Origin of the sequence: Sporosarcina sp. A2 (assembly GCF_050858885.1) — a bacterium.
In the GTDB taxonomy this organism is placed as follows: domain Bacteria; phylum Bacillota; class Bacilli; order Bacillales_A; family Planococcaceae; genus Sporosarcina.
In genome coordinates, this window is the sequence record NZ_CP193898.1 from 3,122,680 (window position 1) to 3,136,923 (window position 14,244).

18 protein-coding genes are annotated in these 14,244 nt (G+C 42.3%); 17 read left to right on the forward strand and 1 reads right to left on the reverse strand.

The annotated features are described in order from the left end of the window. The first annotated feature begins 38 nt into the window (after positions 1-38). The 6 genes from holB to rsmI all read left to right on the forward strand — a co-directional run bounded on the left by holB (position 39) and on the right by rsmI (position 4,188). Positions 39-1,046 carry a DNA polymerase III subunit delta' gene (holB, locus tag ACRPI0_RS15880; RefSeq protein WP_432353739.1) on the forward strand — a complete coding sequence of 336 codons (1,008 nt, stop codon included), beginning with the start codon at positions 39-41 and terminating at the stop codon, positions 1,044-1,046. Beyond that, the gene (locus ACRPI0_RS15885; protein ID WP_432353740.1) at positions 1,039-1,857 is read left to right on the forward strand and encodes a PSP1 domain-containing protein; all 819 of its coding nucleotides are present in this window, start codon (positions 1,039-1,041) and stop codon (positions 1,855-1,857) included. The genes holB and ACRPI0_RS15885 overlap by 8 nt, the downstream gene beginning before the upstream one ends. A 21-nt stretch (positions 1,858-1,878) precedes the next feature. Beyond that, positions 1,879-2,232, forward strand: coding sequence for a DNA replication initiation control protein YabA (gene yabA / locus ACRPI0_RS15890; RefSeq protein ID WP_432355989.1), 354 nt, complete (start codon positions 1,879-1,881; stop codon positions 2,230-2,232). An 81-nt stretch (positions 2,233-2,313) separates the two neighbouring features. Continuing rightward, positions 2,314-3,066 carry a tRNA1(Val) (adenine(37)-N6)-methyltransferase gene (locus tag ACRPI0_RS15895; protein WP_432353741.1) on the forward strand — a complete coding sequence of 251 codons (753 nt, stop codon included), beginning with the start codon at positions 2,314-2,316 and terminating at the stop codon, positions 3,064-3,066. Next, positions 3,050-3,319 (forward strand): GIY-YIG nuclease family protein, encoded by a 270-nt coding sequence (locus ACRPI0_RS15900; RefSeq protein WP_432353742.1) that lies wholly within the window; start codon positions 3,050-3,052, stop codon positions 3,317-3,319. Before ACRPI0_RS15895 ends, ACRPI0_RS15900 begins: the two co-directional genes overlap by 17 nt. After that, a complete protein-coding gene (gene rsmI / locus ACRPI0_RS15905) occupies positions 3,316-4,188 on the forward strand; it encodes a 16S rRNA (cytidine(1402)-2'-O)-methyltransferase (RefSeq protein WP_432353743.1) in 873 nt (290 codons plus the stop codon). Before ACRPI0_RS15900 ends, rsmI begins: the two co-directional genes overlap by 4 nt. A gap of 62 nt (positions 4,189-4,250) precedes the next feature. On the opposite strand, the gene ACRPI0_RS15910 is transcribed toward rsmI, so the two are convergent. Beyond that, positions 4,251-4,526, reverse strand: a complete 276-nt coding sequence (locus ACRPI0_RS15910; RefSeq protein ID WP_125102737.1) for an AbrB/MazE/SpoVT family DNA-binding domain-containing protein — start codon at positions 4,524-4,526, stop codon at positions 4,251-4,253. A 260-nt stretch (positions 4,527-4,786) separates the two neighbouring features. Here ACRPI0_RS15910 and metG point away from each other — a divergent pair, with 260 nt between their 5' ends. From metG to spoVG, 11 genes are all read left to right on the forward strand, one after another. Beyond that, complete coding sequence (metG, locus tag ACRPI0_RS15915; RefSeq protein ID WP_432353744.1) at positions 4,787-6,754, forward strand: methionine--tRNA ligase; 1,968 nt, start codon at positions 4,787-4,789, stop codon at positions 6,752-6,754. A 124-nt stretch (positions 6,755-6,878) separates the two neighbouring features. Then, positions 6,879-7,646, forward strand: a complete 768-nt coding sequence (locus tag ACRPI0_RS15920) for a TatD family hydrolase (protein ID WP_432353745.1) — start codon at positions 6,879-6,881, stop codon at positions 7,644-7,646. 135 nt (positions 7,647-7,781) lie between these two features. Beyond that, positions 7,782-9,032, forward strand: coding sequence for a ubiquitin-like domain-containing protein (locus ACRPI0_RS15925; RefSeq protein ID WP_432353746.1), 1,251 nt, complete (start codon positions 7,782-7,784; stop codon positions 9,030-9,032). A gap of 157 nt (positions 9,033-9,189) precedes the next feature. After that, positions 9,190-9,747: a ribonuclease M5 gene (gene rnmV, locus ACRPI0_RS15930; RefSeq protein ID WP_432353747.1), complete on the forward strand. Its 558-nt coding sequence runs from the start codon at positions 9,190-9,192 to the stop codon at positions 9,745-9,747. Next, the gene (gene rsmA / locus ACRPI0_RS15935) at positions 9,744-10,634 is read left to right on the forward strand and encodes a 16S rRNA (adenine(1518)-N(6)/adenine(1519)-N(6))-dimethyltransferase RsmA (protein WP_432353749.1); all 891 of its coding nucleotides are present in this window, start codon (positions 9,744-9,746) and stop codon (positions 10,632-10,634) included. The genes rnmV and rsmA overlap by 4 nt, the downstream gene beginning before the upstream one ends. A gap of 163 nt (positions 10,635-10,797) precedes the next feature. After that, complete coding sequence (veg, locus tag ACRPI0_RS15940; protein ID WP_025783693.1) at positions 10,798-11,064, forward strand: biofilm formation stimulator Veg; 267 nt, start codon at positions 10,798-10,800, stop codon at positions 11,062-11,064. 123 nt (positions 11,065-11,187) lie between these two features. Then, a complete protein-coding gene (locus tag ACRPI0_RS15945) occupies positions 11,188-11,373 on the forward strand; it encodes a small, acid-soluble spore protein, alpha/beta type (protein WP_432353750.1) in 186 nt (61 codons plus the stop codon). Positions 11,374-11,567: 194 nt separating this feature from the next. Then, a complete protein-coding gene (ispE, locus tag ACRPI0_RS15950; protein WP_432355990.1) occupies positions 11,568-12,431 on the forward strand; it encodes a 4-(cytidine 5'-diphospho)-2-C-methyl-D-erythritol kinase in 864 nt (287 codons plus the stop codon). 58 nt (positions 12,432-12,489) lie between these two features. Further along, entirely contained in the window at positions 12,490-13,323 is an 834-nt protein-coding gene (gene purR / locus ACRPI0_RS15955) for a pur operon repressor (protein ID WP_432353751.1), read from the forward strand. After that, the gene (locus tag ACRPI0_RS15960) at positions 13,320-13,697 is read left to right on the forward strand and encodes a RidA family protein (RefSeq protein ID WP_432353753.1); all 378 of its coding nucleotides are present in this window, start codon (positions 13,320-13,322) and stop codon (positions 13,695-13,697) included. The genes purR and ACRPI0_RS15960 overlap by 4 nt, the downstream gene beginning before the upstream one ends. A gap of 149 nt (positions 13,698-13,846) precedes the next feature. After that, positions 13,847-14,131 carry a septation regulator SpoVG gene (gene spoVG / locus ACRPI0_RS15965; RefSeq protein WP_432355991.1) on the forward strand — a complete coding sequence of 95 codons (285 nt, stop codon included), beginning with the start codon at positions 13,847-13,849 and terminating at the stop codon, positions 14,129-14,131. Positions 14,132-14,244: the final 113 nt, after the last annotated feature.

Here is a 14,244-nt window from a genome sequence, read left to right on the forward strand (position 1 = left end):
TAAGAAAACGTCTTTTTTTAAACGAAGGAGGCAGCCGAATGGAAAAGCAGTTGTACAGTCGAATCGTTAATGAACAGCCGGCAGTCGTTGCTAGATTCGGTGCTGCCTACCGGAATCATCGAATTGGTCACGCGTACATATTCGATGGTGAAAAAGGAATTGGTAAACAGGATGCCGCACTCTATTTCGCACAATTACTGCTGTGTGAGCAACCAAATGAAAATGTTCCATGTGGAACATGTAGTGCCTGCAAGCGTGTCGCTTCAGGGAATCATCCTAATATTCATACACTACAACCAGATGGACAAGATATAAAAAAAGACCAAATGGCAGGATTACTCTCAGTTATGACGAAAAAGGGATATGAGAGTGGTCGTCGCATTTATATGATTGAGCAAGCGCATCGTATGAATACAGCCGCGGCTAATGCTTTACTCAAATTTTTGGAAGAACCCGAAGGTGATGTAACAGCACTTCTACTGACGGATGCATACCATATGATATTGCCAACAATCCAGTCGAGATGCCAGCGTATCTCTTTCCTTCCACCGCAACGCGAACAAATGATGGAGAAGTTGAAGGCTGAAGGAATTTCCCCTTCACTGGCGGCAACAGTTACATCACTTACGGCAGACTCAACTCGAGCTGCAGAACTTGCTTTAGATGATCAATTTGTAAGTTTGCGAAAAACAGTGGTAAAATTAGTGCAAGCTATCGATCATCACGTGACAGACGCTTTGTTACTTATCCAAACAGAATGGCCTCCTTTTTTAAAAGAAAAAGAAGACACTGAAATGGGATTGGACTTGCTTCTGTACATATACCGTGATATCGTGGCGAAGAAAGCGGGCCTGTCTGCGATACCAGCCTATCCGGACTTAGATGAGTTCATAACGAATATAGCGATGAAAATGACGTATGATCAGCTATCCGCGGTGTTGGAATCAGTTTTGCAGGCAAAAAAGCAATTGCATCGCAATATGCACCGTACGCTTTTAATGGAGCAATTGGTGCTCAGTATGCAGGAGGGGTTATTCGTTGTATAACGTTGCAGGAATCCGCTTTAAAAAAGCGGGTAAAATACATTATTTTGACCCAATGGATTATGACTTGAAAGTTGACGACTATGTAATCGTTGAATCTTCCCGAGGCACAGAGTATGGGAAAGTGGTTAGCATGATGGTTGACATGGATGGTTCGGACTTAGTACTCCCTTTAAAGAAAGTAATCCGTCCTGCTAGTGCGGAGGACATTGATAAAGTGGAAGAAAATGAACTAGACGCAAAGAAAGCATTTTCAACGTGTGTAGCTAAAATACAAGAGCATAAACTTGATATGAAACTCGTTGATGTAGAATATACATTTGATCGCAACAAAGTGATCTTCTATTTCACAGCAGAAGGTCGTGTCGATTTTAGAAACTTGGTGAAAGATTTAGCGTCTATCTTTAGAACACGAATCGAGCTACGTCAAATTGGTGTTCGAGATGAAGCGAAGATGCTAGGGGGAATAGGTCCGTGCGGAAGAATGTTGTGCTGTTCTACATTCCTCGGAGATTTTGAACCTGTTTCCATCAAAATGGCCAAAGATCAGAACCTCTCACTAAATCCTTCCAAAATTTCAGGGTTATGTGGAAGACTAATGTGCTGTTTGAAGTATGAGAATGACGAATACGAGGAAGCAAAAGCACTAATGCCGGATATCGGCACTCGAATTGAAACACCAGATGGACACGGAAAAGTAATTGGTCTGAACTTATTGGAGCGTTTGCTTAAAGTTAAATTGACTGATCAGGACCAAACGCTTGAATATGCTTGGGAAGAACTTTCTAAGAAGACGGGACAGCCCGTCAATTGATGAAGTGATGAGGTGACAATGTTGAAAGAAGGGAACTTTCTCGATAAGGTAATCGAATACGAACAACAACTTGACTCTATGCATAAGCAATTCCGTGAAATTATCGGTTTTGTTGCCAAGATGACGGAAGAAAACCATTCACTTCAACTTGAGAATCATCATCTGCGTGCGCGTTTAGAAGAGTTGGATCTACAAGCTGCTGCGGATAAGAAAACTGCAGAACGCGCACAGCGGGCAGACGTTGGCGAAGGTGTAGATAATTTGGCTCGTATTTATAATGAGGGATTCCATGTGTGTAACGTTCACTATGGAAGTACACGTAAAGGTGAAGATTGCCTGTTTTGTCTCTCGTTTCTAAGTAAACAGAATGTGTGAATTTTAGCCGATCCCTATGTGTATCTAGGTGTCGGCTTTTCTATATATAAGAGTATTTATTAACCTATAAAGGAGTACCAGATGGAATCTATTGAATTGCGGGGCGATGAACGCCTCGATTATCTACTAGCAGAGGACTTGCGGATTATCCAAAGTCCCTCTGTCTTTTCATTTTCACTCGACGCTGTCTTGTTATCACGGTTTGCATCGATTCCTATTCGTCGAGGGAAAATTGTAGACTTATGCGCGGGAAACGGAGCAATCCCTTTATTCTTAAGCGCTCGCACATCTGCGGAAATCACTGCAATCGAATTGCAACAGCAACTCGCAGATATGGCAAGTCGAAGTGTTGTTTATAATCAGCTAGCATCGCAGATTACGATGCTATGTGACGACGTCATCGGCATTGCATCGAAAATAGGGTTTGATCAGTACGATGTGGTTACGTGCAACCCGCCTTATTTTAAAACACACGAGCACAGTGAACAAAACCAAAAAGAACCTTTGACTATTGCTCGGCATGAAGTGAAACTGACCCTTGACCAAGCTGTCCGTTCTGCGAGTGAATTATTGAAGCAGGGAGGAAAGGCTGCGTTCGTTCATCGTCCTGGAAGGCTGTTAGATATACTTACATCAATGCGAGCAAATCGGCTAGAGCCTAAACGCATTCAATTCGTCTATCCAAAAGAAGGAAAAGAAGCGAATACATTACTAATAGAGGCCACAAAAGATGGCAAGCCCGATCTTAAAGTTCTCCCGCCGTTATACGTTTATAAGCAGGACGGTACTTATACAGACGAAGTAAGGAAGTTATTGTATGGCACAGAAGAGTAACCACCTGTTTTATGTACTTGAATGTAAGGATGGATCCTATTATGGAGGATATACAACGGATTTAGATCGTCGTGTTGCTATGCACAATACAGGGAAAGGTGCGAAGTATACGCGTTCCAGAAGCCCTGTTCGTTGCATTCACCACGAGACGTTTGAAACGAAACGGGAAGCCATGCAAGCAGAGTATCGATTTAAGCAGTTGACGCGCCCCGCAAAAGAACGGTATTTGAAACAAGAGGAGGCAACAGAATGATTACGCAGAAAAGTGCGGAAGTCGAATGTGGTGTGCTGTATTTAGTAGGGACACCGATTGGAAACTTGGAAGACATGAGCTATCGGGCAATCCGCATTCTGAAAGAAGCAGATATGATTGCAGCAGAAGACACAAGAAATACAGTGAAGCTGTCCAACCACTTTGACATTGACACGCCATTTATGAGCTATCACGAACATAATTTAGAAGTAGGGGGAAGAAAGATTCTAGATCTTCTCTCTGAAGGTAAGGTTGTTGCTCTCGTCAGTGATGCGGGAATGCCTTGTATTTCGGATCCTGGTGCAGATATCGCAGAGAAAGCAATTGCTGAAGGATTTGCTGTAGTTCCAGTTCCAGGTCCGAATGCTGCAATTAGTGCGCTTGTAGCTTCAGGATTACCAACACAACCATTTTTGTTTTTCGGTTTTTTGGATCGACAGAAGAAAAAACGTCGGATTCAGTTAGAGACGTTGCAGAATCGACAAGAAACGCTTCTTTTTTATGAAGCCCCTCATCGATTAAAAGAAACGTTGCGTGCGTTAAGTGAACACTTTGGAGCAGATCGACGTATCACGCTTGCGCGGGAATTGACCAAACGTTATGAAGAATTCGTTAGAGGAACGATTGAAGATGCATTGAATTGGGCAGAATCTACAGAGATTCGTGGCGAGTTTTGTTTGGTTGTGGAAGGATCAGATGGGACAAATGAAGAGTTTGAAGAAGAATGGTGGAGCGCATTAGATTCAGCAGATCACGTTAATCAAGTGATGGAACAAAAAGGGTGTACTTCCAAAGAGGCCATAAGAGAAGTTGCGATTGTCCGCGGAGTCGCTAAGAGAGAAGTCTATCAGGCGTATCACGTAGAATAAAAAAAATAACATCTATGTCTATTTAAAATAGGCACAGATGTTATTGAAGTAAAACCATTAAATCAAGACATTTTACCTTCGATTTCAGCGATTAGCTGCTTAGCACCTTCAGGACTTAGGATAAGTTTACCGTCGATGAGTGTTAAATTGTCATCAGATACTTCTCCAGTTACTGAACATGTCATGTTAGGCATATATTTTTTTAAGATGATTTTATCGTCATCCACATAAATTTCTAGCGCGTCTTTTTGAGCTATGCCGAGTGTCCGACGCAATTCGATAGGGATTACTACACGGCCGAGTTCGTCGACTTTACGTACGATTCCAGTAGATTTCATTATTAGGTTCCTCCTAAGTAATTATAGTCATTCGTCAGAATTCGACATTTTTCTCTTGTCTGTCTATTATCATACCAAGTCTTCCATTTAACGTCAATAGAGAAACAGCTAAACTATGCAATGAATAATAGATACATGATAAACACACATAATGATGAATGAAAATTACACAATAAAGGATGCGAAAATAACTCCCCATAGCGAAATATACAAAAGTTCGATAAAATGAAAGAATCGATAAGGGTACAGGAGGAATTACAGTGGCTGAACAGAAAAAAACATTTTATATTACGACACCAATTTATTATCCAAGTGGGAAATTTCATATTGGAACGGCCTATACGACAGTAGCGTCAGATGCTATGGCAAGATACAAAAGGCTTAAGGGCTTTGATGTCCGTTTCTTAACAGGTATGGATGAGCACGGACAAAAGATTCAAGAAAAAGCGGAAGAAGCTGGCCGTCCACCGCAAGAGTACGTTAACGATATTGCTGACTATGCAAAACGCATTTGGAAGCTGATGGATATTACGTATAATGATTTCATTCAGACGACTGAAGAACGTCACAAAAACGCCGTTCAAAAGATCTTCCAAAAGTTCCTCGATAATGGGGATATATACAAAGGGGAATACGAAGGATGGAAATGCATTCCGTGTGAATCGTATTTCACTGAAGCGCAACTCGTAGATGGCAATTGTCCGGACTGTGGTCGCCCGGTAGAGCGTGTAGCGGAAGAATCGTATTTCTTTAATATGAAGAAATACTCTGATCGTCTCCTTCAGTATTATGAAGATCATCCTGGTTTCATTGAGCCGGAATCACGTAAAAATGAAATGATCAATAACTTCATTAAGCCGGGACTTGAAGATTTATCCGTGTCGCGTGTTTCTTTCGACTGGGGCATTAAAGTACCTGGGGATCCTAGACATGTCATTTACGTATGGGTCGATGCTTTAACAAACTACATTACATCTCTTGGATATCTTTCGGATGATGATTCACTACTCAATAAGTATTGGCCTGCTGATGTACAGGTTGTTGGGAAGGACATCGTCCGTTTCCATACGATTTACTGGCCAATCTTCTTGATGGCGTTAGATTTACCACTACCGAAAAAAATCTTTGCTCATGGATTCATCATGATGAAGGACGGTAAAATGTCGAAGTCCAAAGGAAACGTAGTCTACCCAGATATGCTAGTAGAACGCTATGGCTTAGACGCGACACGTTACTTCTTATTGCGTGAACTTCCCTTCGGTCAAGATGGAACATTCTCTCCAGAATCGTTCGTTGATCGGACAAACTATGATCTAGCCAACGACCTGGGGAACTTGCTCAACCGTTCCGTTTCAATGATCAATAAGTACTTTGACGGAGTTGTACCTGTTGCGCTCGCGGAGCCTACCGAGTTTGACGAAAGTCTTCGCTCAGCAATGGCGTCGACTGTACAAAAGTATGAAGAGTCTCTTGAAAAGATGCAGTTCAGTATTGTGCTTTCAGAGCTGTGGTCGCTTGTTTCACGAACAAACAAGTATATTGATGAAACATCACCTTGGGTTCTTGCGAAAGAGGATGCAGACCGTGGAAAGCTAGCCTCTGTCATGGTTCACTTAGTCCATTCGCTTCGTCACATCGCGATTATGTTGCAACCATTCATGACAGAGTCTCCTAAAAAAATTATGGAACAGCTTGGGTTAAACGAATCCTTACTGGAGTGGGATACGCTCGGTGAATTTAAGACAATCCCTGAAAACACGAAAGTAATTGAAAAAGGCGTTCCAATCTTCCCACGTTTGGATAATGAAGTGGAAATCCAGTACATTAAAGAACAAATGGCTGTTACCGCTCCAAAAGAATCCGAAGTGGAAGAACCAAAACAAGAAAAGCAAGTGGATGAATCACCTGAAATTACAATTGATGCATTCCAAGCAATCGATTTAAGAATTGCAACAGTTACAGCGTGTGAGAAAATACCAAAAGCAGATAAGTTACTGAAGTTGCAGGTGGATCTCGGCTACGAACAGCGACAAGTTGTTTCAGGGATCGCGGAACACTACACTCCCGATCAACTGATTGGACAGAAAGTAATTGTAGTTGCGAACTTGAAACCCGTTAAATTACGTGGAGAATGGTCGCAAGGAATGATTTTGGCGGGTACGTCAGATGGTGTGCTGAAACTTGCAACCGCAGACGCATCGCTTGCAAACGGATCACGAGTGAAATAATATAGGGCAACGGCTTTCTTCGGAGAGTCGTTGCTATTTTTGTGTTTGTCATCGTTTTGTAATGAAACTGCGATGTTCATGTAAAGACAAGGCAGTACACTATAAGTAATGTGAGGCGACTGAGATGTTAATTGATACACATGTCCATTTAAATGCAGAACAATATGAAGAGGATATTGACCAAGTTATCGAGCGAGCACTAGAAGCAGGCATCGAACGGATGGTAGTCGTTGGGTTTGACCGACCGACCATTTTGAAGGCGATGGAGCTCGCTGAAAAACATAGTTTCATCTATGCAGTAGTAGGTTGGCATCCAGTGGATGCAATCGACTGTACAGAAGCAGATTTGAAATGGATTGAAGAGTTAGCTGCTCATCCTAAAGTGGTAGGGATTGGTGAAACTGGTCTGGATTATCACTGGGATAAGTCACCGAAAGAGGTTCAACAAGAAGTATTCCGTAAACAGATACGTCTTGCACAAAAAGTTAAGTTGCCGATTATAATTCACAATCGAGACGCAACGGCAGATGTCGTGCGGATTTTACAAGAAGAAGAGGCTGAAATTACAGGAGGAATCATGCACTGCTTTAGTGGGAGTGTAGAGACTGCCAAACAGTGTATAGATATGAACTTTATGATTTCGCTTGGAGGTCCAGTAACATTTAAAAATGCAAAAATGCCTAAGCAAGTGGCGACAGAAATTCCACTGGATTATTTACTTGTAGAAACTGATGCACCTTACCTTGCGCCTCACCCTCATCGGGGTAAGCGTAATGAGCCTGCTTTTGTAAAGCTTGTTGCTGAACAGATCGCGGAACTGAAAGGAATATCAGTTGAAGAGGTTGCAGAAATCACCACGCGAAATGCTATGAAATTATTTTCTATCAAATGACAAAACTGCCGGGAGAATCTCCTATTCTTTGAAATAAGGGGACTTCCGGCATTCTTATGCAAGGAAGTTAGATCGGTTGACATCAATAAATTGAGCTTATATAATCAGCCGAGTGAATAAGGAGGAGAATTTTTCATGACGAAACGAACCATGGGAAACCAATTCTTTCAATCATTGAGGATACAAAAAATAGCAGCAGGAGTTGCAATGTTAGCAATTTTTGTCACTGTCCTTTCTCTAGTCGTATTCGAAGGTACAAAGAAAAACGTCACGCTTGAAGCGGATGGAAAAACAGTGGAACTAAAAACACACGCAAAAACAGTCGAAGATGCACTGGCACAGCGTGATATAGAGATCGGCTCACATGATACCGTCTCACCCTCAGTAAAAACGTCTATCGAAGATGGTATGACGATTGATTGGAAACAAGCAAACCCCGTTGCAATAAATATGAACAACGACTCAACGACGATTTGGACAACAAAGGCAGCAGTAAAAGATATCTTGACTGAAGCGGGCATAGAATTAGCTGAACATGATTCAGTAGAACCGAGCCTTGACAGTAAGATTGATGAACAAGGTGAAATTACAATTAATAAAGCATTTCAAATCACGTTGAAAGACGGAAAGAAATCTACAAAAGTATGGTCCACTTCGACTACGGTCGCTGACTTTTTAAAGAACGAGAACATTCAATTGAGTGAATTGGATCGAATAGAAAGTGATAAGGAGCAACTGTTGCTTCCTAAGTCTATCGTATCGATCGTCCGTGTAGAAAAGGTTAGCGATGTAGTGGAAGAGACGACGAATTTCGACGTGAAAAAGCGTGCTGACGATAGTTTACTTAAAGGACACGAAAAGGTAGTCCGAGAAGGCGAGCAAGGGAAAGTCAGAAAGAGATTCGAAATCGTCAAAGAGAACGGCAAAGAAGTATCACGCAAACTTGTTGCACAGCATGTCGTTGCACATCCAAAAGCCAAAGTTGTTTCTGTAGGTTCAAAAGTTGCGCTAGCAAGTACGACAACAGCATTTGCATCACCAGTAGCATCTGCGGCTAAAAAGACAAGCGTATCTCGTGGTGCCGGAAGCAAGTCTGTTAAAGAGATGTATATGAATGCAACTGCGTACACAGCTCATTGTACAGGTTGTAGTGGTGTCACAGCTACAGGTATTAACCTAAGTGCGAACCCCAACTTGAAAGTCATTGCAGTAGATCCGAGTGTTATACCATTGGGTTCAAAGGTATGGGTAGAGGGTTATGGGTATGCAATTGCTGGAGATACAGGTGGGGCGATTAAAGGTAATCGTATCGACTTGCATGTTCCAAATGATGGAGTCGCCAAACAGTTTGGCAGACGCCGAGTAAAAGTTAAAGTATTGAACTAATGGAACTCTAGTACGTTCTATATAGATACTATCCAACAATCCGCATGGCTCAAGACGAGCTATGCGGATTGTTGCTTGTCTTAAGGTATTCTGTACAATGGACGACACACCCGTTAGAATTGAGGAAGACTTATTTTCAGGAAAGAGGAATACAGTAGTGGATATAAAAGAAGTTATCGTAGTTGAAGGGAAGTCGGACACGATTGCTATAAAGCGCGCAACCGGTGCAGACACCATTGAAACAAATGGCTCGGCGGTCGGTCAGGAAGCCCTCACTAAGATTCGTCATGCCCAACAAACGCGAGGAGTCATCGTATTTACAGATCCTGACTATCCAGGAAGACGAATTCGGGCAATTATTGAACAACAAATTCCAGACGTCAAACATGCCTTTTTAACAAGAGAACGAGCGATTGCGAAAAACGGCAAGAAAGTCGGAATCGAGCATGCAACAGACGAAGACATCAGAAACGCTCTACAGGCAGTCTATACGATCGATACAACTATAATAGAAGAAACATCCCGGGATTTACTAATTGAAGCAAGACTAATTGGGTATCCTGAAGCTAAAAAGAGACGAGATCGATTGAGTGAACTCTTACAGATCGGTCAAGTGAATGGGAAGGGACTGCAAAAACGTCTGACCATGTTTCGAATTAGTGAAGCGAAGCTTATGCAAGCTCTTTTAACGATAGACGAGGAGGAACAAGAATGATGAAAGACATCGCAACCCCTGCACGGACGAAGGAAATATTACAGAAACACGGATTTTCCTTTAAAAAGAGTTTGGGACAGAACTTTCTGATCGACCCGAACATTTTAAAAAATATTATCTACCATGCAGGAATCGATAAGCGGTCAGGCGTTATAGAAATCGGCCCGGGTATCGGTGCGTTAACAGAACCAATCGCACGTGCTGCAGGCAAAGTCGTAGCTTTTGAAATTGATGGTCGACTTCTCCCCGTGTTGGAGGATACGCTTTCTCCTTATCCGAATGTTACGGTCGTGCACCAAGATATATTAGAAGTAGACTTAAATGCAGTTATTGAAGAACAATTTGCTGATTTTGATGAAGTTACAGTCGTTGCGAACCTTCCGTACTACGTAACAACTCCAATCATTATGAAGTTTCTCATGGGGAAGGTTCCTATTGAGCGAATGGTTATTATGATGCAACGGGAAGTAGCAGATCGTATAACAGCAGTTCCTGGAACCAAAGCATACGGATCTCTTTCCATCGCAATTCAGTACTATATGGATGCAGAAGTATCTATGATCGTCCCAAGAACTGTATTCATGCCACAACCTAATGTGGAGTCTGCGGTACTTCGTTTGTCACGAAAAGCAACCCCACCTGCCTTTGTAATTAATGAAGAGTTTCTTTTTAAAGTTGCTAGGGGTTCGTTTGTGCAGCGTCGGAAGACGATTTTAAATAATCTACAAGCGTCGCTATCGCAAGGAAAAGCGAAGAAGGAAGCAATTCTCGAAGCACTTTCTACAGCTGAGATCAATCCAACTCGAAGAGGAGAAACACTTTCTATTGAAGAATTCGCTACATTGTCTAACGCATTGTATGAAGAGTTTGGACGTAGCGTAAACTAAGAGAAATAGAATTTATGACTATTTCAAGAAAAAAAGAATGTCGAAACATGAAAATTTACTATAAAAGGATTGACAAAGAGGAATTCAACCTGTTAAAATTTGAATTTTAATTGACAGAACTTTTTAACTGTGTTATGATAATACACAGTGAGGTGGAAGCGACGTGCCAAAAACATTAGCGGACATTAAAAAGTCATTGGATGCCCACTTAGGAAAACGCCTGCACCTTCGTGCAAACGGCGGTCGTAAAAAAACGATCGAAAGAGCTGGAATCCTTCGTGACACGTATCGTGCAGTATTTGTAGTGGAACTTGATCAGGACGAAAATGCTTTTGAACGGGTATCATACAGTTATGCGGATATTTTAACTGAAGCAGTTGAAATAACGATACTGGACGGTGGAGACACCACAGCGTTTGAGATTAAATAGCACTTTTATCATTTTTGATTTATTCTTAGATAAAACACCTTCGACTCTTCTTCAAGAGTCGAAGGTGTTTTTTGTGTGTATCGGTGCATACTAAGTCTGTCAGCCAAGAAGGAGGAAACCTAAATGGCGAGAAGAAACGGCGTAATGTCTGAGCAATTGAAAGAGGAAATTGCAAAAGAATTAGGATTTTACGATGTGGTTCAACGTGAAGGTTGGGGTGGCATTAAATCACGAGATGCGGGAAATATGGTAAAACGCGCAATTGAGATGGCAGGACGTGGCATGGGGGACAACGAACGCCCACATTAACATGGAGATAACCCTGTAGCTAGACCCAAATCCAACGAATGGCTGACAAGTAGAGTTGTTGCTATGCATGAAGAGTGCAAGCACAACTCTTTTTTGCGTGTTCTTAACACTTTTTTATCGAATACAGGCACTTTTATTCCTGCCTATGGTAAAATAGTGAACAATGAAGTTTGAATGGAGGCAGCCAGATGAGGATGATATCTGAAAAAGCGCCCGCTAAAATAAATTTAACGCTCGATGTCCTGCAAAAACGCCCGGACGGTTTCCATGAAGTTGAAATGATCATGACGACGGTAGATCTTGCAGATCGCATTTGGCTGAAGCCTTTAGATCGTGGCATTACAATCCGTTCTTCAGAACGGTTTGTACCGAATGATAAACGTAATCTTGCTTGGCAGGCAGCAGATATATTACGGAAAAAGTTTGATATCCGTAGTGGTGTAGAAATTACTTTAGACAAGAACATTCCCGTGGCTGCAGGTTTGGCCGGCGGGAGCTCTGATGCAGCTGCTACATTACGCGGGCTTAATAGATTGTGGGATCTTGGACTTTCCTTGGACGAGCTAGCAGAACTTGGTGCAAGTATTGGTTCAGACATTCCTTTTTGTGTATATGGTGGGACAGCTCTCGCTTCTGGTCGCGGAGAGCACATCCAACACTTATCGGTCCCACCGAATTGTTGGGTTGTATTAGCAAAGCCTCCGATTTCCGTTTCTACTGCAGACATCTACGGCGGACTTGATATCCAAGGCATACAGCATCCCGATACCGCAGGAATGATTGAAGCACTGCGCACATCCAACTATGATGCGCTGTGTAAAAAGGTCGGGAATGCGCTCGAGCCAGTTACGATGAATCTACATCCACAAGTAAGTGTTTTGAAAGAACAGATGTTGAAGTTCGGAGCAGACACGGTACTTATGAGTGGAAGCGGACCTACAGTGTTCGGACTTGTGCAACACGAATCTCAAGTCGCTCGTATTTATAACGGATTAAAAGGATTCTGCCCGGAAGTGTATGCAGTCCGGATGATGGGAGAACGTATCAATCTTGCTTGAAAACGTACGATTGTGGTAGTCTGAAGTTATAATATTCGGGTTTTAGGAGTTGTTGGATATGAAGTGGAAGAGGAGTGAACGTCTCGTTGAGATGACACGCCATCTGTTGGAGAACCCTCACCAACTCATCCCGCTAACGGTTTTCTCAGAACGTTTTCAGTCAGCAAAGTCATCAATTAGTGAAGACCTGACAATTATCAAAGAGACATTTGAAGAAACCGGGACCGGAAAGTTGGTAACGGTATCAGGTGCAGCTGGTGGTGTGAAATACATTCCGTTGATGTCAGATCAAGCGGTGCAAGAAGTGATTGCACAACTGATTGAAGAGTTAGGTCATTCGGATCGGTTACTACCAGGCGGCTATTTGTATTTGACAGATTTGCTTGGTAATCCTCAGCTGATGGACAAAGTGGGACGAGTATTCGCTTCGGCTTTTGCTAACCAAGACATTGACGTTATTATGACTGTTGCTACGAAAGGTATTCCGATTGCACAAGCAATTGCGCGTCATTTGAATGTACCTGTTGTTATTGTTCGTCGGGACAGCAAAGTGACTGAAGGCTCAACAGTCAGTATTAATTATGTATCCGGGTCGACGCGGAGAATCCAGACTATGGTGTTGTCGAAGCGTAGTATGAAGAGTGGTCAGCGAGTCTTAGTGACAGATGATTTCATGAAAGCTGGAGGTACAATGCTCGGCATGCGCCACTTGGTCGAAGAATTCGATTGTGAGCTTGCAGGAGCCGCTGTATTAGTGGAATCTGAACACACTGAAGAAGTTCTCGTTGAAAAGTACTGTTCACTTGTGAAACTTAGAAAAGTGAATGAACGGAACCGCACAATTGAGATAGAAGACGGTAACTACTTTTCGGAAGGTGGAAATCAGGTATGAATTACGTTGCGACAGAACAGGCTCCAAAAGCAATCGGTCCTTACGCACAAGCAGTCAAAGTAAAGGGGATGGTATACACATCCGGTCAAATTCCTTTGCAAATCAACGGTGAAGTTGCAGGAACAACGATTGAAGAGCAAACGAACCAAGTGTTTGAAAATCTGAAAGCGGTTCTTTCGGAAGCGAACTCGTCACTCAGTCAAGTCGTCAAGGCTACAGTATTTATCAAAGACATGAATGAGTTTGGTGCATTGAATGAGATCTATGCACAGCATTTTGGAGATCATACACCGGCGCGTTCAACAGTCGAAGTAGCTCGACTGCCTAAAGATGTAAAAGTAGAAATCGAAGTAGTGGCAATCGCTGCTGAGTAATGAAAGACGTTCCTTTCGGGGAACGTTTTTTTCGTATTCTCTCATAAATACGGAAAGTTGTCGGAAAATTAAATTTGTATAAAGGGATTTAAGGAGTTATGTAGAAATTGTATAACACACGTTTTCAAGAAAGGGGAATGGGAACGATTATGCAAGTTACAAATGTTCGCTTACGAAAGATTGAAACGAATGGAAGAATGCGTGCAATCGCCTCTATTACATTTGATGAAGAATTTGTAGTTCACGATATACGGATTATCGAAGGAAATGAAGGACTCTTTGTGGCTATGCCAAGTAAACGGACGCCTGATGGCGAGTTTAGGGATGTAGCTCATCCGATCAACCCTGCTTCACGAACAAAAATTCAAGAAGCTGTTTTAGGCGCATATTTTGCCGAGGAAAGTGAGCCGGTTTTTGAAGAAGTCTCAGTATGAATAACGATGTGTCGATGAATTGTCACAGAGCCGCGGCTATTTCAGGCAGCGGCTCTTTTCATGCCTTTCAACTCGACTTTTCAAGAAAAATACCAATAATAATAGGATAATGT

Coding starts and splice junctions, on each gene's coding strand:
- rsmA (WP_432353749.1), top strand. CDS start 9,744: ATGATGAAAGACATCGCAACCCCTGCACGGACGAAGGAAATATTACAG.
- ACRPI0_RS15960 (WP_432353753.1), top strand. CDS start 13,320: ATGAATTACGTTGCGACAGAACAGGCTCCAAAAGCAATCGGTCCTTAC.
- ACRPI0_RS15895 (WP_432353741.1), top strand. CDS start 2,314: ATGGAATCTATTGAATTGCGGGGCGATGAACGCCTCGATTATCTACTA.
- ispE (WP_432355990.1), top strand. CDS start 11,568: ATGATATCTGAAAAAGCGCCCGCTAAAATAAATTTAACGCTCGATGTC.
- ACRPI0_RS15945 (WP_432353750.1), top strand. CDS start 11,188: ATGGCGAGAAGAAACGGCGTAATGTCTGAGCAATTGAAAGAGGAAATT.
- ACRPI0_RS15900 (WP_432353742.1), top strand. CDS start 3,050: ATGGCACAGAAGAGTAACCACCTGTTTTATGTACTTGAATGTAAGGAT.
- ACRPI0_RS15925 (WP_432353746.1), top strand. CDS start 7,782: ATGACGAAACGAACCATGGGAAACCAATTCTTTCAATCATTGAGGATA.
- purR (WP_432353751.1), top strand. CDS start 12,490: ATGAAGTGGAAGAGGAGTGAACGTCTCGTTGAGATGACACGCCATCTG.
- ACRPI0_RS15910 (WP_125102737.1), bottom strand. CDS start 4,526: ATGAAATCTACTGGAATCGTACGTAAAGTCGACGAACTCGGCCGTGTA.
- spoVG (WP_432355991.1), top strand. CDS start 13,847: ATGCAAGTTACAAATGTTCGCTTACGAAAGATTGAAACGAATGGAAGA.
- ACRPI0_RS15920 (WP_432353745.1), top strand. CDS start 6,879: ATGTTAATTGATACACATGTCCATTTAAATGCAGAACAATATGAAGAG.
- holB (WP_432353739.1), top strand. CDS start 39: ATGGAAAAGCAGTTGTACAGTCGAATCGTTAATGAACAGCCGGCAGTC.
- rsmI (WP_432353743.1), top strand. CDS start 3,316: ATGATTACGCAGAAAAGTGCGGAAGTCGAATGTGGTGTGCTGTATTTA.